The organism is Acinetobacter vivianii (genome assembly GCF_014635885.1).
Classification (GTDB): Bacteria; Pseudomonadota; Gammaproteobacteria; order Pseudomonadales; family Moraxellaceae; genus Acinetobacter; species Acinetobacter vivianii.
This window is the reverse complement of sequence record NZ_BMDR01000001.1, coordinates 610,453-629,669: the sequence shown is the minus strand read 5'-3', so window position 1 is coordinate 629,669 and position 19,217 is coordinate 610,453. Positions and strand designations below refer to the sequence as shown.

Below are 19,217 nucleotides of genomic sequence, written 5' to 3'. Positions count from 1 at the left end.
GAAGTCAAAGTTTAAAACTTCATACTGAGAAATAAGCTGATCAAGAGTGGTGCGAGGAGCGACAGAATCAATCCACTCATCATGGCATGTGGGACATAATGTGTGCCACATGACTGTTTCACCATCGCAAGCGTTACATCCATTGAGGTAGCACCCGCACTGGAAATCGCAGAGCGTGGGAAACGCCAACCTAAACAGTACATCAATAAAATCGCAAAAATTTCCCTAAATAAATCGGTTAACAGGGCAATACCACCCAGTTTGGCCGAATGCAGTTCGGTAAATAAAATTCCAGACATTGAGTACCAGCCATAGCCTTGTGCTAGGGCCATGACTTCATTCAGGCTGTAATGATTCGATAGAATAAAGTAGTTAACAATTGCTGCAAGGCAAGATCCAATAAACGCTGCGACAGGTACCAATAAGATTTTCCAGCTTAACCAGCTACGATCGAATTGAGTAAAGGCCAGTTCAACACCAATCAAGAAAATAAAGATTAATAATAAATACCAGCTATTAAAGGCAATATGCAGATCTAATTTTTGAATGAGCATACCCAAACCAATACCGACGGCTAAGGCAAGAAAGGCTTTACAAATGTTTTTCAGTGCATTTAGAAACAAGTGGAGTGAAATTTTCCCTTGTACGCTTTGGCGATCAATCAGCTTATACGTCATTAAACAAATGAAAAAAGAACCAATCGAAGTGGTAAATGCAATGAGTACTGCTGGTGGCAAGATTGCGGCTGGATTTGGAATATGGTTGAGTGCTTGTGTGAGTTCAAATGCAACACTGACCAGTAAAATATAAGAAAAATAAGGAAGAATTCTAAATACAAATTTTTTTAGGGATTGAGATAAATGCGGTGCTATAAAATAGCCTAAGCTAATACAAACAAAAATTTGGAAAATCAGAACAAAAGAGGTCATACGATCAGAGCGTTGAAAGTGCTGATTTATTATGCAGGGAAATCTGATAGTTGGGTAGATTTATATATCATTTGATCAAGAAAGTTTGGGACTGAAACAATGAGAAAGAGTTGAACAGAGCATCTGCTACATTTTTTATTTTGAGATGTAGCTTGAATGAGCTGATTCATCTATGAATATCGCATGAGGTGAAATATACTTTTATTAGTACAAGAGGTAGATGATTTGTGACAGCAGCTAAGATTCAAAAATATGCATTGGAACGTTTTGCAAAACAGGGCTTTGCCGCCACGTCATTAAATGAAATTGCGACTGATGTTGGTATAAAAAAACCTTCGATTTATGCACATTTTAAGAATAAGGATGAACTTTATCTTAGCCTGATTCCCATCATGATTGATGAAGAACTGGGATATGCCAAAACAATTTTGCAAGGTGGGGAGCATCTACAGCAACAATTGCATGATTATTTTATCAGTATCGAACAGCGCTTTAATGAGTCTTATGCGGTTCAGTTCTGGATGAATGCTTTGATCAGTCCACCCGTGCATTTGTATGATCAAGTGATTGAGCCGATGCATGTATTTATGTCTGATCTGGAACAATTATTTTCGCAAGCGATTCAAAACTCTGAAGTGGCTAAAAATCAGCATCAACTCGATTCCCAGACACTTGCTCGGGTATGCATGAGTTTTGTGGATGCATTGCAAAGTGAATTGATCTATGGCGGTCGAGAAAAGTTCCGACTTCGTCTAGATGCCATCTTAAAAGCATTGAATGTATTGATCAGTACCTCAATTTAAAAGGTACTGATGCGTGTGAATATCATTATTCAGCTTCTACAACAGGAAAGCGAGCCCGTTGTCCTGAGGCGGCAAAAATAGATAAGCCCAGTGCGATACTGCCACAGATGAATAAACTTGCAGGAAGCAGGCTGATATTAACGTCCATAAAGCTGACAATAAAACCAATCAGTGAAGCAAAAGCATATTGGAGTAAGCCCATTAATGATGAGGCTGCGCCCGTTAAATGCTGTGGGCTTTGTTGCATGGTCAGTGCGGTGACGTTACCAAAGATAAATCCTGTAGACCAGATACTTAGTCCCAAAAGAATAATGTATTGCCACAAGCTTAAATCATAAAAAGACACACTCATTAGCAGAATTAAGCTGGCCCCACTAAATATACACATCCCAAGTACCAGTAAGCGTTGCGCAGACCAGCGTTTCAATAACAGGATTGAAACTTGCCCAAGAATGATTAGTCCAATCGCATTGGCTGCGAATAAGGTGCTAAAAGTTTCATTATGAATATGATAATGCTGAATAAAAATAAAAGGAGACTGGCTTAGGTAAACAAAGAAAGCACCCAAGATAAAACCACCCGCAAGGGTGTAGGCCATAAAGCTTTTATTTAAGCTCAAGGTTTGATAGCTGGTTTTGATTGTGATGAGTTGGAGTGGCTGACGATATTCAGGCTTTAAGGTTTCGGGTATGGCGTAATTGCCCCAGAACCACAAGATTGTACCAAGTACGGCCAATGTATAGAAAATAACTGTCCATGATCCGAATCGAAGAATAAAGCTCCCAAATAAAGGGGCAATGATTGGAATGATCATCATCACCTGCATCAAGATAGAAAAGTTTTTGGCACTACTTTGTGCATCACATACATCCGAAATAATCGCTCTGGGTACAACTAAACCCGCGGATGCACCAATGGCTTGTAAGAATCGGGCAGCCAGTAACCATTCAATCGACGGTGCAATTGCAGCCAGTAATGAACCTAAAATGAAGATCGCAATACCGATTAGCAAAGGTTTACGGCGTCCAAAACGATCAAGTAAAGGCCCGTAAATCCCTTGACCAATTGCAAGACCAATCAAGAAGACCGAGAGCGTCAATTGAACCTGTCCAGGTGTGGTTGCAAAGCTTTCTGCAAGTAGTGGAAATGCAGGTAAATAAATATCAATTGCCAGCGCATCTAAGGCGGTAAATAAGGAGAGCAGCAGTAACAAAGACCAACTGATTTTAGAAATTGGAGGAGCAGATTGCATATCTTGTAAACTCGAGTGCAGAAAGCGAACAGGTATTAGTTAACTACCTAACGGTAGGTAGTTAAAATCTTAGCATGATTTTTTTGTTTTTGCCTATAAAAAGAAATGCGGTTTTAAGTTAGAAAAGATAAAAAATAAAGAGAGAGCAAGCAGGAGGTACAAGTCGTTGTATCATTCAGAAATAAAAAAGCCCCTGAGAAGTTCAAGGGCTTTTCAACTGTATTTTGCTATTTATGCAGCATTGGATTTGGCAGCAGTTGAGCTATTGATAAAATTATAATCAGCCACGTTTACTTTGCGTGTCTCTAGCCAGTATCTCCATGTATAGGTTGGCCATAGTGAGAAGTTTTTGCCATCAGCAGCTTGATACCAACTGCTACAGCCTCCCGCTTGCCAGACCGTACCTTTCAGTTGCTCTTGTACACGCTCATTGAACTGATCTTGAACATCCTGCTTGATTTCGACAGCTTGAGTCTTGGTTTGATCGACAGTTTGAATCAATTGCAGAATGTAGTTTACCTGTGATTCGATCATGAAAATCACAGAGTTATGACCAAGAATAGTATTTGGCCCAAGTAACTGGAACAAATTCGGGAAGTTTTTGGTGCTAATACCATAATAGCTTTCCGCGCCATCTTTCCATGCTTGTTTGAGTTCAATACCGTTACGACCAATGCAATTGAAATGCTTTAAGTAAATACGTGGGTCAGTAATAAAGCCCGTTCCATAAATCAGGCAATCAATTTGGCGTTCTTTGCCATCTTTAGTGATGATGCCATTCGCTGTAATTTCCTGAATAGCATCCGTCACCAGTTCAACATTGTCACGGTTAAAGGTCGGGAAGTATTTATTAGAAATCAGAATACGTTTACAGCCCATCACAAAGTCAGGGGTTAATTTTTTTGCCAGTGTTTTGTCTTTTACCTGAAAACGAATAAAAGCTTCTGCCAGTTTTTGACCATATTTCATGATTTGTGGCTGTACAATCGGCACGACACGAGATTCATTGGTCCAGTACAGACGAGTACGATGAATCTGACGATAGATGTTTGAAGCTTTAAAGAGTGTTTTGCTGAGCTGTGAGTATTTGCGTTCATCACGTGGAATTACCCAAGCTGCGGTACGTTGCAATACATAGAGCTGCTTCACTTCGGGTGCAATTTCTGGAATGTACTGAATGGCACTACCACCTGTACCAATGGATGCAACTGATTTGCCTGTTAAATCATAATCGTGATCCCATTGAGATGAATGGAACACTTTACCCTTAAAGTTCTCAATTCCTTTGACATGAGGAACTTGTGGAACATGCAATGGGCCAGAAGCAAAAATCACAAATTGTGCTTCGAGAGTGGCTTGGTCTTTAAAGTCTAATGTCCAGATATTGCGGTTTTCATCAAACTCGGCTTTGGTTACTTCATGTCCGAATTTGCAATAGTCTTTTAATTTGTATTGTTCAGTGATGTCTTGAATATAAGTAAAGATTTCATCTGCTTCTGCATAACGTTTTGACCAATCGGTTTTTGGTGCAAATGAAAGGGAATACATATGCGACTGCACATCACATGCTGCGCCTGGATATTGGTTTTCACGCCACGTGCCACCGACGTCAGTGGTTTTTTCTAAAATTACAAAATCATGGATTTGACTTTGCAACAGGCGAATGGCCATTGCTAAACCACCAAAACCTGCACCAATAATTGCTACTTTTGTTTTTTGAATCGCATTTTTGGTTACATCACGCATAGCGTATATCCTGCACAGCTAAATTTTATGCAAGTTTAATGGTTTTATCGAGATTAAATATGATTGTACCGACGTAAAACTTGACCATTTCGGCAATTCATTTGCTCAGGTTTTTATAGTAAAACATTAAAGTTTTGAGAACTGTATTAGGAACTATGAAGAGATCTATCCTCGGATTGATGTATTTGATTCAAGGCATGCGTCATGTCGGCATTGATGTGGATGCACGTTTAGCAAATATGGGTATACAAGCCGATGCTTTAGATCCAGCTTCAATTATTCCTGATGAGATCGAATGGGATATCTTGCAACATATTAGTCAGGATATTTCACCTGAACAAGGTCTGTTCATCGGGCAACATTATGCGCTGGCAGGTTATGGGCCATTTCTGATGTTATTGGTCACCAGTGAAACTCTCCATAAGGCTTTGTTAAATGGGGTGCAATTTCAGCAGTTGACTCATTTATTTGGTTCTTTACATCTCGAAATTAAAGAAGATTTTATTCATTTGTTCTATCAGCCTGTTGATCTGAATACGCATTTAGGTCAATTGCGAGCACAATGCGAAATTTCAGGTACGTATAAGTTCTTACAAGATATTTTTAAAATGATGGGATTAGAGATCCCTAATATTCGGATTGAATTGCCATTTACCCGTCCGAAAGACTTAAATTTGCTTGCAGCCTATCAGGATTATTATGGAATAGATGTCAAATTTGGATGTAGAGAGGCTGCTTTCATATTAGAAAATACTCAAATACTCAACATTAAGATCCCATCTGCTGATGTATTGACCTATCGCATTTATGAAGAAAAATGCCTAGCGGATATTCAAAATCTAGAAAAAAGTGCCAGTCTAAAATTGACCGTGGTCGAATATGTGAAGGATTATCTGGAAATGCAAAATGGAGTCATTCCGACGATGGCAGAAACGGCCTGTGCCTTGCATATTCCCGAGCGAACTTTAAGGCATCAATTGCAGCAAATGCAGACCAGCTATAAAGAAATTCGTGAAAAGCTGATCCAGCAGAAGGCCATAAAATTCATCGAAAACAGTTCATATTCGATTGAACAGGTGGCTGAAATGTTGGGTTATTCTGAGCCAGCAGCGTTCAATCATGCCTTTAAAAGATGGTTTGGATTGAGTCCAAGACAATATAATCGCAATCATTAAATGATTAAAAATGGTACATTATGATGTTTAAACTCTATGATAATTAAGCCTAAAATCTAATGTCATTGAACGGAATGTTCGATATAATTTTCACCAATTAAAATTGCAATAACACCTTATGTCAAATTCTAAACCAGACTCACATAGCACTGCATTTATCCCAACGTCACCTGCTGAGCGTTATACTCAAGCACTTGAGTCAGGACAATTCATGCCAGATGAAGCACAAGCTCAGGCTGTGCGAGAGTTAGACCGAGTATGGAAAGAGTTACTCACTCGCTATAAGGCTTCAAAGAAAGCGTTTCGACGTTTCCGTCGTCAAACCTATCCGAAAGGCGTTTATATGTGGGGTGGTGTAGGCCGTGGCAAGACGTGGCTGATGGATCAGTTTTACGAATCTGTTCCATTCCGCCGTAAAATGCGTATGCATTTCCATCACTTTATGCAACATGTCCACAAAGAGTTGAATAAGCTTTCAGGTCAACGCAATCCTTTAGATTTGGTTGCGGATCAGATTTATAAAGATGCTGTTGTAATTTGCTTTGACGAATTTTTCGTATCGAACGTTACAGATGCAATGATCCTGAGCGATTTGTTCCAGAAGTTATTTGAGCGTGGCATTACGCTGGTTGCAACGTCAAATATTGCACCAGATGGTTTGTATAAGAACGGGATTCATCGTGACCGATTCTTGCCAACCATTGAGCTGGTCAAGAAAAACTGCGTTGTATTAAACGTAGATGCCGGTGTGGATTATCGTTTACGCGTCTTGAAACAAGCACAGTTGTTCAAATATCCATTAACGGATGATGCCCAAGCTTGGTTATCTGGTCGTTTTAAAGCCTTGACTCAAACACAGGCGCAATCTAATTCTCCAATCATGATCAATAATCGTGTGGTAGAGACTTTAGGTCATACTGAAGATGTATTGTGGTGCGAATTCTCTGAATTGTGTTTTAAACCGCGTAGCCCAGCCGACTTTATTGAAATTGCCAACATTTACAATACCGTGCTGGTGAGTAATGTTCCGCATTTGACAGATTTCTTGTCAGAAGGAACACGCCGTTTTATTTATCTGGTCGATGAATTCTATGACCGTGGTGTGAAACTGATTCTTACCTCTGAAGATTCAATCATTGATCTGTATGAGGGTGAGAAACTGGCATTTGAAATTGAACGGACGCGTTCACGTTTATTGGAAATGCAATCGGATGATTATCTACATTCCGAGCATCGACAGATTCAGGTCGCACAAACTTCATAAATTAAAAAGGCATTCTTCTGAATGCCTTTTTTTATAAACTTACATTGATAAGGCTTTATTCCTGACTGATTTTTGTTATAACTAGATGAGTTTGAAAAGGGAGTATGTTGCAGAACTAGAAAGAAAAGCATCGACATTTGATATTTTGATAAATATAAAAAATCTTGTTTGTCAATACTTCTAATGGGGAAAATGCTTACTATTTAGGAATGTGATATTACTATTCAGGCTAGTATAAATCAGTATACTAGAATTCTTGTTATAAAAAGTTAGCACCATCAGGAAAGACAATGACTGTACGTATTCAAAAAGGCAAGCTAGCGATTGCTAAAGAACTTTATGATTTCATCGAAAATGAAGCTTTACCAGGGACTGGTTTAGAGAGTGAAACTTACTGGAAAAACTTCGAGCAAGTCGTTGTCGACCTTAGCCCAAAGAACAAGGCATTATTGGCTAAGCGTGATGATCTTCAAGCGAAGATTGATGAATGGCACCGTAATAATAAATTTGAACTTAATGCTTATAAAGCATTCTTAACCGAGATTGGTTATCTAGTACCAGAAGTTGCAGACTTTAAAGTAAGCACTGAAAATGTAGATGAAGAAATTGCTTTACTTGCAGGTCCTCAATTGGTTGTACCTGTACGTAATGCACGTTATTGCCTAAACGCAGCCAATGCACGTTGGGGTTCTTTATATGATGCGCTTTACGGTACAGATGTCATCTCTGAAGAAGGCGGCGCAGAGAAAGGTAAGGGTTATAACCCAGTTCGTGGTGACAAGGTTATCGCTTTTGCTAAGAACTTCTTGAATCAAACTTTCCCATTGGCGCAAGGTTCACATGTAGATGCAACCAAATATGCAGTTGTAAACAACGCTTTGGCCGTGACTTTAAAAGATGGTTCAACCACTGCTTTGGCTCATCCATCTCAATTTGTTGGCTTTAATGGCGATGCTGCGGCTCCTACAGAAATCGTACTCTTAAATAATGGCTTGCACGTCATCATTGAGATCGATGCGAATAGCCCAGTGGGTAAAACTGATGCTGCAGGTGTAAAAGATTTAACACTGGAAGCTGCTGTAACCACGATTCAGGATTTGGAAGACTCGGTTGCTGCGGTTGATGCAGAAGAGAAAGTTGAAGGCTACCGTAACTGGTTAGGCTTGATGAAAGGTGACTTACAAGAGTCAATCGAGAAAAATGGTAAAACCATTACCCGTGCTTTGAATAAAGATCGTACTGTACAAAACCTGATTGGTGGTACAACTACTTTGCATGGTCGTTCATTGATGTTGCTTCGTAATGTTGGTCATTTAATGACAAACCCTGCGATTCTTGTAGATGGCGAAGAAGTATTTGAAGGCATCATGGATGCATTAGTGACGCCATTACTTACCGTTGCTGATATCCGTGGTCAAAACGAGAATAAAAACTCTCGTAAAGGTTCAATGTATATCGTTAAGCCAAAAATGCATGGTCCAGAAGAAGTTGCGTTTGCCGTTGAATTGTTTGAACGTGCTGAACAAGCGATTGGTTTACCTGCAAAATCGCTCAAAATCGGGATTATGGATGAAGAACGCCGTACATCTGTAAACTTGAAGAACTGTATTGCTGCTGCAAAAGATCGTACGATCTTCATCAATACTGGCTTTATGGATCGTACAGGTGATGAAATCCATACCTCTATGGAAGCTGCACCAGTTGTTCGTAAAGAAGCAGTTAAAACACAAAAATGGATTGCTGCTTACGAAAACCGTAACGTTGCAATTGGTTTGGCATGTGGTTTACAAGGCAAAGCGCAAATTGGTAAAGGCATGTGGCCAAAACCAGACAGCATGAAAGATATGTTGGCAACCAAAACGGCTCATCCTAACGCGGGTGCATCTTGTGCATGGGTTCCATCTCCAACAGGTGCGGTACTTCATGCCTTGCATTACCATCAGATCAATGTAAAAGCGCGCCAAGATGAATTAGCTGCTGAAAACATGTTGTCTTTAGATGACTTGTTAACACCGCCGTTTGCACCAGAAACAAACTGGACTGCGGAAGAGTTAAACAATGAACTTGAAAATAACTGTCAAGGTATCTTGGGTTATGTAGTTCGTTGGGTAGATTTAGGTGTTGGTTGTTCTAAAGTGCCAGACATCAATAACGTTGGTTTAATGGAAGACCGTGCAACATTACGTATTTCATCTCAACACGTTGCAAACTGGCTGCGTCACGGTATCGTAACGCGTGAACAGGTTGAAGAAGTGCTTAAGCGTATGGCTGTGATTGTTGATCAGCAAAATGCTAATGATCCACTTTATACGCCAATGGCACCTAACTTTGATGGTATTGCGTTCCAAGCTGCTTCTGACTTGATCTTCAAAGGTGCAGAGCAGCCATCTGGCTATACAGAGCCATTGCTACACGCAGCGCGTTTAAAATTAAAAGGTTATACAGGTGATTAATTTCATCTGAATAAAAAGCCTCTTCGGAGGCTTTTTTTATGTCTACGAGTTGGAAAAATAAGGTTTCTTCATTGTTATTGAGCTAAGCATTGAATCTTTAAAAACAGGATAAAACAGATTAGCACCGAAATATTTGTTATAATTATTACAGTTTGATCATTTAGCCGAATCATAGCGATGTCACAAATTTTAAAATTAGATGCTTTAAAACAGGCGCAAGTTTCAACTTCGCCATATCCTTACTTTGTGGTGGAAAATTCAATTGTAGACAGCGAAGTGAAAGCTGTGATTCAGGATTTTCCAAAGATTGAACAAGGTGGAAGCTATAACATTGAAGATGTTGAGATTAAGCCTAATTTTGATCGTTTCTTAAAATCATTAGATACCAAAGAATTTCGTCAGATCTTAACTGAAAAATTTGATGTGGATGTGATGGAACATCCGATGATGATCACTTTACGTGGTTATTCACGTCAAAAAGATGGTCGTATCCACTCGGATTCAAAAACCAAACTTTTGACCATCCTGATTTATTTAAATGAATCTTGGGATGCACCTACAGGTCGTCTACGTATCTTAAATGATGAAAAGAACATGGATGATTATGTTGCAGAAATCGATGCTGGTCCGGGTACATTGGTTGCTTTTAAAGTTACCGATAACGGCTGGCATGGTTATGTCCCTTATGAAGGACAACGTCAATCAATCCAGATTAACTTTTTAACCAGTGATAAAGCCAATGCCAAACACCGCTTTATTCATGGTTTAAGTGCAAAAATGAAAAAATTATTTGGCTAATATTGGCTGAATGGAAAAAGGAGGGCTGATACCTCCTTTTTTTAACTCTATTTTCGAAGGTGAATACTGAACGAACTATGTGTGCCAACTTTAAACCACTGACAGACGAGCAAGCGAAGCAGCTTGGTTTGCCTCCGATTCCATTTGAATATGTAGAAGAGGTTTATCCAAGCTATAAAACACCTTTGTTGTTTAAATCGGAACAAGGGTTTGAGTGGCGCAATGTGTTATTTGGTTTGGTGCCGAAATGGTCGGAAGATATTAATATTTCCAAGCATACCTATAACGCCCGACATGAAACACTGTTTCAAAAGCCGAGTTTTCTGGAAGCTGCTTCCAAATGTAAGTTTGGCGTCATTCCAGTCACTGAGTTTTATGAAAGTAAGTACATTGATAATAAACCGCAACGTTGGGCAGTACGCCGTAAAGATGGAAAGGCTTTCTTTATTGCGGCATTATATGAGATCAGAAAGCTAAATGATCAGGTGATCCGCTCAGCCACCATGCTAACGATGGATGCCATAGACCACCCGATGATGAAGGATTTTCATGAACCAGGCGATGTAAAACGATCTGTAGTGGTGATTCCGCATGAGCGTTTAGATGAATGGTTAAGCTTAAAACAGCCTCATCAGCTTTATGATTTTATGCATGGTTTTCCTGTAGAAGAGTTTGAGTGTCTACATGTTCCCAAAGCAAAAATAGAGAAAGTAACACCGCAGTTAAATATGTTTGATTTTTAATTTTCAAATAAAAAAGGCTTCATGATGGAAGCCTTTTTTATCTTTTATCATTGTATTAACGTGCAAGATTTTTAAACATATGACGCAAAATTTCCATGGTCTTTTCAATTTGCAATGGTGTTAAACCGTCAAAAGATTGTTCTAGTATGACTGCAGTCAGGTCATTGATCTTGGTAATCATTTCTTGACCTTTCTCAGTAAGATAAACACGAGTAATACGTCCATCTTCCTTGCATGAGTAGGTATCAATATAACCTTCATCTTTCAGGCGATAAACGATTTTGGTGGTGGTCGACATTTTTGAAATGACCATTTCGGAAAGTTCAGATACGCTGGCATGCGGTTTGACGTGTAGGGCAATCAAAATACGACGACGTGAATTGTCTAGACCGTACTTTTTCAGCACATTGTCGATGTTTTGGACATACTGAGCATTTACTTGAGAAATCCAGTAAAAAGGGAAGTCTTCCAGATTAAATGAATCGGCTGTAGGTAAAAAACGCGCATATTTTTTTGGCATTACTTATTTCCTATGCTTGCACAAGGAGCTAATCCAATTTAGCTCTTAGATTCCATGAAATGTCTACAATTTGCCTGTTAACAAAAATCCTTTTCCTGATTTTTTTAACATCCCATTTTTAACATCTTTGCCTAAAGATAATCTTTAAATTATCTTTGTTCTGAATAGAGAAGTCATCATAAAATTCACATAAATCAGCTATTAAAGATGAACTATCCAGTCGTCTAACCCTAAAGGGAGTTCTACAGTTTCGCATTGCTGCTTGTTTATAGAATACTCGTATTGTAGAAAAAAAATACGAATTTTGACGTGACATTTTTATAAAAATTTCTGTCTAAAATGTCATAAATATATAAAATCAATATATTTATAAAATAAATAACGCTTAAATAAATAGCGAATACATGAGTTTGTCTTGATCAATTGGTTAAAATATAGCACATCAATTTTTTTTAAAAAGATGAATAAATACATTCTTTGTCACACTTTTCTATTAAATTTCTAAAAAATCAAGTGTGTAGTTGGTTAAATAACGTTATTTAAGATGATAGATCCCATAAAAAAAGCACCTAAACAGGATTACAGGTTTAGATGCGCAAAAGTAAACTGGTTGTTGTGTTGGCTTTTTATCTGGCCATGGTCAAATCCGTAATTCATTTTCTAATATGGGCCAGATCTTCTGATGAGATTTCTTGAACATCAGCATATGTCCAATTTGTTTATAACCAAGCTGTTGCGGATTCAGTTCAATTAACTTTGTTTCTGCATTCGGATATAAACGAAGCAAATCTTTAACATTGGTATGTGTCGCAATTTCATCATCTGTTGCCCAGAATGACGTGATAGGGCATTGAATTTGCTGATGATAATCTTCAAAGATACTTTTTCCTATGGCATTCATTACATAACCAGGTTTGCTACAAAACTCTGCCCATTGTCGTGCAACATTCTTTGGCAGATTTTCACCCATTCCGATGAATTGGGTCGCGCCATAACCTTTAAAAAAGCTAGAAACAGGAAAAATGACATTAAACATGAGCGGTGCTAGAACTTTGGTTTTACCTTTGAGTCCTTTTACGTGGCCCGTTGAGCCAGCAATAGCTAATACTTTTGCAACCTTGTGATAATTTGATGCAACACCAAGCAACTGTCCGCCAGCACTATGACCTACGATAATGATTTTCTCTGCTTGGGTACGATTCAATAATGCTTCTATCGCAGCAGGAATATCATAAATTCCCCAGTCATTAATGCTTGCTGTGGAGTCTTTTAGTAGACCATGTAGTGATTCTCCAATTCCTCGGAAATCAAAACTCAGTACTTGATAACCTTGTTGGTTCAGCCATTCAGCGAATGCATGATAAAAGTTTTTGGTAATTCCTGTTGCCGGGCAGATCAAAACTGGATAGGGCTTATCAGAATGTTCTATTGGGTAGAACTGGGCAGCAAGTTGATAGCCATCTTTACAACTGATCCAAAAAGATTCAACGCTATTCATGGAGAAAACACTCTTATGTATTTATCTTTATACTTTACATAAGTTCCAAAAAGAAACCTGATTAAAAAATGACTTAAAAGTCAAATTTTATGTAATATAGGCGCCTATAAGAAATTAGGATATAGGGAAATAAGATGTATGTTTTAAATACAGCAACACAATTTGCAATTGTATTTAGTGGGATTTTTCTATGGGTGGGGATGCTTACAGGTGTTTGGAAATATTATCAAATCAGACAATCTGAGCTGGCGAGAGCACATTATTATGTAGATATCGCGCATCGGAGTAGTCTGCTTTATGCGCCAGCAAGTCTGATTTTAGCGGTACTCAGCTATTTTACGGTTTTATCGGATGAGATTGTTTTATTCTGTGTGATTGCTAATTTATTCTTTTTTGCGATGTCGATCTTGATGTATATACTGCATGGCTTATTAAAAGATACGACCAATCAATTTAAGCAACCGCATAAAGTAGGGCGGTTAAATTTGCCTGCATGGTGTATGACATTGATGATGCTCAGTTTAATTATTGTCGAGTTAGGCGCTACAACAGTGTTGTTATTCGGAACAATTGCTCAGTTTTTAAATTAAAAAAAATGGATGATTACTCATCCATTCTCCCTAGAGAATTTTTTTGGCGTGCAGCGCTTAACTGTCGAAACTTTCGATCGACGATCGCCCACATACAAAAGGCAACAGAGACAATCAATGCATATGCAAAATATTCGGGTTTTAAATTACCTTTAATTGTGCCTTGAAACAGCAACGTTACCATTAAGGCTAGCGTTGTGGTTGCATATACTATTGTATCATTCGCCTTCAGAGCGTTAATGAAGACTTGCTTGTTGAAATGTATTGATAACATCTCCATCCCTCCTTGTTGTGACGACAAAACCATGCGTTTTTGTCTGAATTGTTTTTTAAGTTGTACTGCTATTTTCTGAGCATTTCAATAGCAAAAAGGGGTATTTTGAAAATAAATTTTGGAATGTATTGATTTATATAACTTTATAGTATTTTTTATATTAATTTATAGTATTTTTTAGTTAAATATTGGTCAATATTTTTACATTATGAAATATTTATGACAGCTATATAAAGTGGGTTATAGCGCTTATTTTAGAAATATCAGGTATCACAAAAGGATAGAAAACAGTGTGATTTTACGCGGTTTTTAACGGATAAAAAAGAAAGATTTGTCGTAAACAAAAAATGAACGTTGGATAAAAGGACATTTTCTGTATAGCTAAAATCATGTTTGGGTAAAACATTACTTTAACGACAAATCATTTTACTTCTTCTGAGCTAAAGCTCGGTCAACCACAATCGCAATCACAAGAACAGCCAATGATGGGAGTAACCATGCAAGGTTTTGTTCATTTAAAGGTAAATGCTGAATAAATGTTGGAAGTTGTGCTGTAAAACCTGCGGCTTTAATCGCTTCAACAATACCAAAAAGGAAAGCTACGGCTGTTACTGAACCTACGACGATCGAAGGATTATTCCAGCGTTTCCAGAAAAAGCTGAGCATGATCACAACAATTGCTGGTGGATAAATTGCACTGAGTACAGGTACAGAGAATGCAATCAGCTTTGTTAAACCTAAATTGGAAATTAATAACGAGAAGCCAGTGAGAATGAAAACAAGTAATTTATAAGATAAACCTGTTAATTCATTGAAATATTCTGCACAAGCACAGGTCAGTCCAATCGCAGTGACCATACATGCAAGGAAAATCAGACAGGTGAGGAAGTAAGAACCATAATCACCAAATGCATGCTGTACATAAGCATGGAGGATAATCGCACCATTGGCTGCATCAGGTGCAACTTCGTGACTACCTAAACCAAGTTTAAACAAGCTGACATAGACAAGGGTAAGTCCAACACCAGCAATTAAGCTTGCGATAATCGCGTATTTGGTAATGAGTTTGGTATCTGTAACGCCACGAGATTGAATCGCTTGAATAATCACAATACCGAATACCAGAGCACCCAAGGTATCCATGGTGAGGTAACCACTGACGAAACCTTCAGAAACTGGACTGCTTACATAGTTATTCACCGCAGGCGAGATAAGACCTGTTGGAATAGCAAAAGCAGCAATACCTAAAATTGCCAGTGCAATAATTTTTAAAGGTGCAAGTACATGACCTACAGTGTCAAGCAATTTGTTCGGGTACAACGAAACCGCAGTAACAAAAGCAAAATAAACAATACTATAGATAAAGAGACTACTACTTGAGGTACCAAAATAAGGAGCAAAGCCAATTTCATAAGAAACGGTTGCTGTACGCGGAGTCGCGAATAGCGGCCCTACAGTTAAGTAGCAAGCAATGGTGAGCAGTAGGCTAAAGAAACGGCCAAGCGGAGAACTAATGATTTCGATCGAGCCTTTCATGCGAGATAAAGCCATGATCGTAATAACAGGTAAACCAACTGCGGTGATTAAGAAACCGAAAGCGGCAAGCCAAACATGTTCACCAGCCTGCTGAGCAACGATAGGAGGAAAGATAATATTGCCTGCGCCAATAAATAACGCAAAGGTCATAAAACCTAAAGCAATGATATCTCCTGTACGAAGTTGATTCATAAAGAGGGAGGCATAAAATAAAAGTGCAAATTTTAGAATAAAAAAGCGTTCATTTGAAACTAATTTATGTGAAAATTGTTTGTTTTTTGACTAAAAAGAAATTATTAAAATCATATAATTAGATGTGGTAAAGCTAATGCATTGAAAAGGTTTTTAAAACTCCGAAAATAAAAAGTGCTGATGTCTTTTCTCAATCAGCTTAATCGAAATTAAATGTAAAATAAAAATGGTCTTTTAGTCTTAAAAAGATTGAAGATTTGCATGCAAGGGCGTACAACTATTGAAATACTTTATGCAGCCCTAATATTTTTGCTTGCATGTGAAATTAATCTGATAGATGAATAAGGAAAATCTCGAATGAGAGCTTCTACTGTGACCATTAAAACTGAACAAGATCTTGAGAAATTAAGAATCTCAGGTCGTTTGGCGGCACAAGTGTTAGAAATGATTGGTGCTTATATTAAGCCTGGCGTTTCAACTGAATATTTAGATGATATCTGCAATGATTATATCGTGAATACCTTGCAGGTGATTCCAGCCAATGTTGGCTATCACGGTTTTACCAAGACAACCTGTATTTCTGTCAATGAAGAAGTGTGTCATGCCATTCCTTCTGCCAAAAAGATTTTGCAAGAAGGCGATATCTTGAATATTGATGTGGCCGTGATTAAAGATGGCTATTTTGGCGATACCAGCCGCATGTATTTTGTCGGTGAGCCGAGTCCTGAAGCCAAGAAACTGGTTGAAACAACCTACGAAGCGATGTTAGCTGGTATTCATACCGTTAAACCTGGTGCAACATTAGGTGATATTGGTCATGCGATCCAGACAGTTGCCCAAAATGCAGGCTATAGCATTGTTCGTGAATATTGTGGACATGGCATCGGCCGTATCTATCATGAACAGCCGAATATTTTGCATTATGGACAAAAAGGCCAAGGTATGGTTTTGAAAAAAGGCATGGTCTTTACCATTGAGCCGATGGTCAATGCAGGCAAGCCGCATGTGAAAGAGTTAAATGATGGCTGGACTGTGGTCACCAAAGACAAGTCACTTTCTGCACAATGGGAGCATATGGTTGCAGTGACTGATGATGGTTTTGAATTACTTACCCCGTGGCCAGAAGGTACAGGGCATTATCCAGCAGTTTAATAGTGTTGTGATACAGAAAAAGGCTCGAGGATTAATCGGGCCTTTTCTTTGTTGAGCACTGCGTTAATTGCTCAACCAGATAATCAATAAATACACGTACGGCAGGTAACAAGCCGCGACGAGATGGATAAACTGCATGGAAAACACCATGTGGTGCTGTCCATTCAGGTAGTACAGTCACCAGTTGTCCTGTCTTAACAAAGTCTTGTGCAATACTGTCTGGCAACAAAGCGATCCCGCAATTTTGTGTTGCCAGCTCTGCCAACATTAAAAGATTTGATCCCATAATGACAGGATTCACCTTAATCTTTTTCTGCTGATGATCTGGGCCAGTTAACAAGAATTGTTGGTCAAGATGATCTTCTGACATGCTGATAATTCGATGTTCGGCAAGCTGTTCTGGCGTTGTCAGATTACCAAACTCATTTAAATAGGCTTGACTGGCAAAAAGACGTTGTTCAATCGCTTCAAACTGTCGTAGTACCAGATTCGGATCATCATCTAGTTTAGAACGCACTCGTAAAGCCAGATCAATTCCTTCATTAATGACATCGACTCGACGATTGCTTACCAACATCTGAACACGTACTTCAGGATACTTTTTCAAGAAAGCAGGCAGGATTTTTGCCATTTGGTTCTGGGCAATATCGACAGGCACACTGACTTTAATCACACCACGTGGCTGACTACTTAAATGATTCACCACATCATGTGCTGCTTGCGCTGCATTCATCATGACTTGCGCGTGGCGATAGACATCCATCCCGATATCAGTCACTGCGAAATGACGCGAACTACGCTGAATCAGACGTACACCAAGTTGTTCTTCGAGGTTATATACCCGACGGCTTAATTTTGATTTTGGAATCTCAGTCGCACGTTCAGCTGCACTAAAACCACCATGCTCAACCACAAGCGCAAAGCAATAAAAATCATCTAAATCCGTTAGCATTACGCTATAAACTCCAGCTTATTGTGTTCAGGTTAAATCATTATAAATGCAATTATTAAACATTTTGGGATAATAATATATCTCGAACCTGTTGATATTCTTTCAATCGTTCAAAATCTTTCATTGTCGGAGACTGAATCCGCGTTAGATCCATATTGTCTGTGATATCAGCCAATTTAACAACACGTGCAATGGGATTCTGTACAGTCCGTTGGGCCGCTTGTATTCGGGATTCGCCCTCTTGCTTGGTAAGGGCAATAATTGCGTCGATCAGATGTGTCTGAAAACCTAATTTATAGAGTTCATCAATCGTGGTTGTTGTGTCTTCTAAAATATCATGTAAAACAGCAACGATTTTGTGCTCAATGTCTGGCACTTTCAACATGACTCTTAATGGATGCAGAATATAGGGCGCATTGGCTTTATCCACTTGGCCTGCATGCCGTTCTGCTGCAAGTGAAATCGCCCGTTCAAGTGTTGCCATGATTGAAATCCTCCCATTCAAAAGTATTGAAGATAGATTCGGGCATCATATTCTTTTAAACTGCATGAAACTTTTGATGCTTTATTATTATGTCATACCAACTGATCAACATTGCCGATGCCACCCAAAATATTGCCTGTCCGTATTGCCAGCATGCAGTTTTAGACTGGGATCAGGAACAATATATTCAACCTTGTGAACATACCTTGTTTATGGCAATGGATTTAGGTTTTGAATTTATCGCAGATCGTTTTGATGAGGTTTTGTCACAATCGGTTGATGAAATTCATGAAGATCCAAATATGAATATTTTTGCAACGGTGAGTCAGGCAAACTATCCTGAAATGCAAATTTATAAAGCTGATTTAGGGGTAGAAGGCTTATTTCGCTATGTAGGCTTTAGCCAAAACTAATGACCAACCAATAAAAAAGCCAATCATTTGATTGGCTTTTTGCTTTACAACTTATGCTTCTGGAGCAGGGCTGTACTGTTCAACCAATGGCTTTAATTCACCATTCTGGAACATTTCAAGCATAATATCACTACCACCAATAAGCTCGCCATTTACCCAAAGTTGTGGGAAAGTAGGCCAGTTTGCAATTTGCGGTAAAGTTGCACGAATATCTTGATTTTCCAAGATATTTACATACGCAAATGGACGACCAATTTGGCTAAGTGCTTCTACTGCACGAGCAGAAAAACCACATTGCGGGAATTGTGGAGTGCCTTTCATGTAAAGTAAAACAGGGTGTTTCGCAATTTGATCACGAATTAACGCTACTGTATCACGCGCTTGTTCCGTCATAGATAGATCCTCTACTAATCTCCCTGCATTATACCTAAAAAATTGCGTGG

The 19,217-nt window shown here is 38.7% G+C and carries 19 protein-coding genes; 9 read left to right on the top strand and 10 right to left on the bottom strand.

Annotated features, from left to right (window positions below; all coding sequences use genetic code 11):
• Window positions 1-11: 11 nt before the first annotated feature.
• Window positions 12-929: a LysO family transporter gene (locus IEV36_RS02980; RefSeq protein ID WP_005257887.1), complete on the bottom strand. Its 918-nt coding sequence runs from the start codon at window positions 927-929 to the stop codon at window positions 12-14.
• 227 nt (window positions 930-1,156) lie between these two features.
• Between IEV36_RS02980 and IEV36_RS02975 the strand changes: the two genes are divergently transcribed.
• Window positions 1,157-1,732: a TetR/AcrR family transcriptional regulator gene (locus tag IEV36_RS02975; protein ID WP_005257885.1), complete on the top strand. Its 576-nt coding sequence runs from the start codon at window positions 1,157-1,159 to the stop codon at window positions 1,730-1,732.
• Between the two features lie 25 nt (window positions 1,733-1,757).
• Here IEV36_RS02975 and IEV36_RS02970 read toward each other — a convergent pair whose 3' ends face one another.
• The gene (locus IEV36_RS02970; protein WP_005257883.1) at window positions 1,758-2,984 is read right to left on the bottom strand and encodes a multidrug effflux MFS transporter; all 1,227 of its coding nucleotides are present in this window, start codon (window positions 2,982-2,984) and stop codon (window positions 1,758-1,760) included.
• A gap of 231 nt (window positions 2,985-3,215) precedes the next feature.
• Entirely contained in the window at window positions 3,216-4,730 is a 1,515-nt protein-coding gene (locus IEV36_RS02965; protein ID WP_005257882.1) for a flavin-containing monooxygenase, read from the bottom strand.
• Window positions 4,731-4,885: 155 nt separating this feature from the next.
• Between IEV36_RS02965 and IEV36_RS02960 the strand changes: the two genes are divergently transcribed.
• The 5 genes from IEV36_RS02960 to IEV36_RS02940 all read left to right on the top strand — a co-directional run bounded on the left by IEV36_RS02960 (window position 4,886) and on the right by IEV36_RS02940 (window position 11,163).
• Window positions 4,886-5,905 carry an AraC family transcriptional regulator gene (locus tag IEV36_RS02960; protein WP_004772479.1) on the top strand — a complete coding sequence of 340 codons (1,020 nt, stop codon included), beginning with the start codon at window positions 4,886-4,888 and terminating at the stop codon, window positions 5,903-5,905.
• 118 nt (window positions 5,906-6,023) lie between these two features.
• On the top strand, window positions 6,024-7,169 hold the full coding sequence (zapE, locus tag IEV36_RS02955) for a cell division protein ZapE (protein ID WP_004772477.1): 1,146 nt from the start codon (window positions 6,024-6,026) through the stop codon (window positions 7,167-7,169).
• Between the two features lie 290 nt (window positions 7,170-7,459).
• Window positions 7,460-9,622, top strand: a complete 2,163-nt coding sequence (locus IEV36_RS02950; protein ID WP_005257880.1) for a malate synthase G — start codon at window positions 7,460-7,462, stop codon at window positions 9,620-9,622.
• A gap of 177 nt (window positions 9,623-9,799) precedes the next feature.
• A complete protein-coding gene (locus IEV36_RS02945) occupies window positions 9,800-10,420 on the top strand; it encodes a 2OG-Fe(II) oxygenase (protein WP_004772473.1) in 621 nt (206 codons plus the stop codon).
• Between the two features lie 77 nt (window positions 10,421-10,497).
• Window positions 10,498-11,163: an SOS response-associated peptidase gene (locus IEV36_RS02940; RefSeq protein WP_005257878.1), complete on the top strand. Its 666-nt coding sequence runs from the start codon at window positions 10,498-10,500 to the stop codon at window positions 11,161-11,163.
• A gap of 55 nt (window positions 11,164-11,218) precedes the next feature.
• On the opposite strand, the gene IEV36_RS02935 is transcribed toward IEV36_RS02940, so the two are convergent.
• The gene (locus tag IEV36_RS02935; RefSeq protein ID WP_004772470.1) at window positions 11,219-11,683 is read right to left on the bottom strand and encodes a MarR family winged helix-turn-helix transcriptional regulator; all 465 of its coding nucleotides are present in this window, start codon (window positions 11,681-11,683) and stop codon (window positions 11,219-11,221) included.
• Window positions 11,684-12,323: 640 nt separating this feature from the next.
• Window positions 12,324-13,181, bottom strand: a complete 858-nt coding sequence (locus tag IEV36_RS02930) for an alpha/beta hydrolase family protein (RefSeq protein WP_005257876.1) — start codon at window positions 13,179-13,181, stop codon at window positions 12,324-12,326.
• 134 nt (window positions 13,182-13,315) lie between these two features.
• Here IEV36_RS02930 and IEV36_RS02925 point away from each other — a divergent pair, with 134 nt between their 5' ends.
• The gene (locus IEV36_RS02925) at window positions 13,316-13,771 is read left to right on the top strand and encodes a hypothetical protein (RefSeq protein ID WP_005257874.1); all 456 of its coding nucleotides are present in this window, start codon (window positions 13,316-13,318) and stop codon (window positions 13,769-13,771) included.
• 13 nt (window positions 13,772-13,784) lie between these two features.
• Here IEV36_RS02925 and IEV36_RS02920 read toward each other — a convergent pair whose 3' ends face one another.
• Window positions 13,785-14,045: a hypothetical protein gene (locus tag IEV36_RS02920; protein ID WP_004772467.1), complete on the bottom strand. Its 261-nt coding sequence runs from the start codon at window positions 14,043-14,045 to the stop codon at window positions 13,785-13,787.
• 426 nt (window positions 14,046-14,471) lie between these two features.
• Complete coding sequence (gene brnQ / locus IEV36_RS02915) at window positions 14,472-15,773, bottom strand: branched-chain amino acid transport system II carrier protein (RefSeq protein WP_004772466.1); 1,302 nt, start codon at window positions 15,771-15,773, stop codon at window positions 14,472-14,474.
• Between the two features lie 357 nt (window positions 15,774-16,130).
• Here brnQ and map point away from each other — a divergent pair, with 357 nt between their 5' ends.
• Window positions 16,131-16,925 carry a type I methionyl aminopeptidase gene (map, locus tag IEV36_RS02910; RefSeq protein WP_004772465.1) on the top strand — a complete coding sequence of 265 codons (795 nt, stop codon included), beginning with the start codon at window positions 16,131-16,133 and terminating at the stop codon, window positions 16,923-16,925.
• Between the two features lie 31 nt (window positions 16,926-16,956).
• On the opposite strand, the gene IEV36_RS02905 is transcribed toward map, so the two are convergent.
• Both IEV36_RS02905 and IEV36_RS02900 read right to left on the bottom strand, forming a co-directional pair.
• The gene (locus IEV36_RS02905) at window positions 16,957-17,877 is read right to left on the bottom strand and encodes a LysR family transcriptional regulator (RefSeq protein ID WP_005257867.1); all 921 of its coding nucleotides are present in this window, start codon (window positions 17,875-17,877) and stop codon (window positions 16,957-16,959) included.
• Window positions 17,878-17,932: 55 nt separating this feature from the next.
• Window positions 17,933-18,361, bottom strand: coding sequence for a hypothetical protein (locus IEV36_RS02900; RefSeq protein ID WP_005257859.1), 429 nt, complete (start codon window positions 18,359-18,361; stop codon window positions 17,933-17,935).
• A gap of 89 nt (window positions 18,362-18,450) precedes the next feature.
• Here IEV36_RS02900 and IEV36_RS02895 point away from each other — a divergent pair, with 89 nt between their 5' ends.
• Window positions 18,451-18,774, top strand: a complete 324-nt coding sequence (locus IEV36_RS02895; protein ID WP_004772461.1) for a hypothetical protein — start codon at window positions 18,451-18,453, stop codon at window positions 18,772-18,774.
• 51 nt (window positions 18,775-18,825) lie between these two features.
• Here IEV36_RS02895 and grxD read toward each other — a convergent pair whose 3' ends face one another.
• Window positions 18,826-19,167, bottom strand: coding sequence for a Grx4 family monothiol glutaredoxin (gene grxD / locus IEV36_RS02890; protein ID WP_004772459.1), 342 nt, complete (start codon window positions 19,165-19,167; stop codon window positions 18,826-18,828).
• Window positions 19,168-19,217 lie beyond the last annotated feature (50 nt).

Excerpts from the sequence above, each read along its gene's own strand:
- IEV36_RS02980 (WP_005257887.1), bottom strand. The coding sequence starts at position 929 with ATGACCTCTTTTGTTCTGATTTTCCAAATTTTTGTTTGTATTAGCTTA.
- IEV36_RS02970 (WP_005257883.1), bottom strand. The coding sequence starts at position 2,984 with ATGCAATCTGCTCCTCCAATTTCTAAAATCAGTTGGTCTTTGTTACTG.
- IEV36_RS02965 (WP_005257882.1), bottom strand. The coding sequence starts at position 4,730 with ATGCGTGATGTAACCAAAAATGCGATTCAAAAAACAAAAGTAGCAATT.
- IEV36_RS02960 (WP_004772479.1), top strand. The coding sequence starts at position 4,886 with ATGAAGAGATCTATCCTCGGATTGATGTATTTGATTCAAGGCATGCGT.
- zapE (WP_004772477.1), top strand. The coding sequence starts at position 6,024 with ATGTCAAATTCTAAACCAGACTCACATAGCACTGCATTTATCCCAACG.
- IEV36_RS02950 (WP_005257880.1), top strand. The coding sequence starts at position 7,460 with ATGACTGTACGTATTCAAAAAGGCAAGCTAGCGATTGCTAAAGAACTT.
- IEV36_RS02945 (WP_004772473.1), top strand. The coding sequence starts at position 9,800 with ATGTCACAAATTTTAAAATTAGATGCTTTAAAACAGGCGCAAGTTTCA.
- IEV36_RS02940 (WP_005257878.1), top strand. The coding sequence starts at position 10,498 with ATGTGTGCCAACTTTAAACCACTGACAGACGAGCAAGCGAAGCAGCTT.
- IEV36_RS02935 (WP_004772470.1), bottom strand. The coding sequence starts at position 11,683 with ATGCCAAAAAAATATGCGCGTTTTTTACCTACAGCCGATTCATTTAAT.
- IEV36_RS02930 (WP_005257876.1), bottom strand. The coding sequence starts at position 13,181 with ATGAATAGCGTTGAATCTTTTTGGATCAGTTGTAAAGATGGCTATCAA.
- IEV36_RS02925 (WP_005257874.1), top strand. The coding sequence starts at position 13,316 with ATGTATGTTTTAAATACAGCAACACAATTTGCAATTGTATTTAGTGGG.
- IEV36_RS02920 (WP_004772467.1), bottom strand. The coding sequence starts at position 14,045 with ATGTTATCAATACATTTCAACAAGCAAGTCTTCATTAACGCTCTGAAG.
- brnQ (WP_004772466.1), bottom strand. The coding sequence starts at position 15,773 with ATGAATCAACTTCGTACAGGAGATATCATTGCTTTAGGTTTTATGACC.
- map (WP_004772465.1), top strand. The coding sequence starts at position 16,131 with ATGAGAGCTTCTACTGTGACCATTAAAACTGAACAAGATCTTGAGAAA.
- IEV36_RS02905 (WP_005257867.1), bottom strand. The coding sequence starts at position 17,877 with ATGCTAACGGATTTAGATGATTTTTATTGCTTTGCGCTTGTGGTTGAG.
- IEV36_RS02900 (WP_005257859.1), bottom strand. The coding sequence starts at position 18,361 with ATGGCAACACTTGAACGGGCGATTTCACTTGCAGCAGAACGGCATGCA.
- IEV36_RS02895 (WP_004772461.1), top strand. The coding sequence starts at position 18,451 with ATGTCATACCAACTGATCAACATTGCCGATGCCACCCAAAATATTGCC.
- grxD (WP_004772459.1), bottom strand. The coding sequence starts at position 19,167 with ATGACGGAACAAGCGCGTGATACAGTAGCGTTAATTCGTGATCAAATT.